Annotated in this window: 2 protein-coding genes and 1 pseudogene; all 3 read left to right on the top strand. The window is 40.9% G+C overall.

What is annotated here, in order from left to right:
• Positions 1-875 (top strand): annotated as a pseudogene (locus A9G40_RS15425) (IS1182 family transposase); the annotation flags it as partial.
• Between the two features lie 75 nt (positions 876-950).
• Entirely contained in the window at positions 951-1,208 is a 258-nt protein-coding gene (locus A9G40_RS03435; RefSeq protein WP_176700436.1) for a transposase, read from the top strand.
• Positions 1,208-1,637, top strand: a 430-nt coding sequence (locus A9G40_RS03440; protein ID WP_141675181.1) for an IS3 family transposase, incomplete at its 3' end; no start/stop codon positions are given. The genes A9G40_RS03435 and A9G40_RS03440, both read left to right, overlap by 1 nt.

Raw genomic sequence — 1,637 nt, forward strand, 5'->3', positions numbered from 1 at the left:
GTCTGGTTCAGGAAATTCAGGTCAATTTAGCTTACCGCTGGTTTCTGGGAATGGGATTAACCGAAAAAGTGATTGACGCCTCAACACTTAGTCAAAATCGTCGCCGTCGGTTTAATGACAGTGAAATCTATCAACAGATTTTTGATAATATTGTTGAGCAGGCCATTGCCAAAGGGTTGATAAGTGGTCGGGTATTATATACGGACAGTACTCACCTAAAAGCAAATGCCAATAAAGGCAAAGCACGTAATGAGCAGCGTATTGTTGAGCCCAGTCAATATATTGATGCGCTTAATCAAGCCATCAACGCAGAAAGAAAATTAAACGGAAAAAAGCCTTAAAGCCATCGACGGTAGAGAAATACAAGGAGGTTAAAGTCAGTACAACAGATCCGGACAGTGGCTTTATGCATCGGGAAGGCAAGCCTAAAGGATTCTTCTACTTAGATCGCCGAACGGTTGATGGCAAAACATAATTTAATTACCGATACCTATGTCACAGCTGGAAATATCCATGATCCCCAGCCTTACATGGCTCGATTAAAACGCCAGTTAGAGCGGTTTGGCTTTAATCCGGTTGGTGTCGGTCTTGATGCGGGTTATTTTACGGCTCCCATTTGCCATTTACTGCTGGCAGAGCAGATATATCCGGTGTTGGGTTATCGTCGCTCCACCCATGGTGCGAATCCCATCAGAAAAAAGCAGTTTATCTATAACGGTCAAAACGATACTTATACTTGCCCAAACGGGCAAACATTAATATATAAAACTACCAGCAGGGAAGGTTATCGTCATTATCATTCTGATGCAACAACCTGCAAAATCTGTCCGTTATTGTCACAGTGTACACAGAGTAAAAATACACAGAAAGTCATCATGTAACTATCCCCTAAAATAGTACAGCCAAAAAGTAGAAAATTCTCTATGATAAAAGTAAAAGAGGATTTAATTATGAAAAAAATGACTGAACATCAAATCGTCGCTATTTTAAAAGAAGCTGAAGCAGGTATTCCTGTCAAGGAACTCTGTCGCAAATATGGCATGGGTAATTCAACTTTCTATAAGTGGCGAGAAAAATACGGCGGTATGGAAACGTCGGATATTAAACGCTTAAAGGAGCTGGAGGCTGAAAACTGCAAGCTTAAGCAGATGTTTGCCGAACTGAGCTTAAAATCCCAGCTTCAGGAAGAAATCATAAAAAAGCTTTAGTGCCAACAGGGGCACGTAAAACGTGGGCACAGCAACTACAACAAAATCATTCAGTTACTATTGCTATGAGTTGTGCCATTGTTGGTTTAAGCCGTTGTGCTTACTATTATCAAGCTAAGTTACAGGATGATTCGGTGATTGTTTCGGTGTTGAATGCTATCACAGACCGGCATTTACGCTGGGGCTTTCCTAAATGTTTTAATCGTATCAGAAAGCTCGGCTATCAATGGAATCATAAACGGGTATATCGGGTGTATTGTGAATTAAAGCTTAATCTCAGGGTAAAGCGTAAAAAACGCATTCCTCCACGATGCCCGGAAAGGTTATTAGCCCCCAATAAACAAGGTGAATGTTGGTCAATGGATTTTATGAGTGACAGTAGTCGTAATCAACGTCGCTTTAGGACATTCAATGTCATCGATGACTTTA

It is taken from the genome of Gilliamella sp. Nev3-1, from assembly GCF_001690435.1.
In the GTDB taxonomy this organism is placed as follows: Bacteria; Pseudomonadota; Gammaproteobacteria; order Enterobacterales; family Orbaceae; genus Gilliamella; species Gilliamella apicola_C.

Bases quoted from the DNA above. Each gene is read 5' to 3' on its own strand.
- A9G40_RS03435 (WP_176700436.1), top strand. From the start codon at position 951: ATGAAAAAAATGACTGAACATCAAATCGTCGCTATTTTAAAAGAAGCT.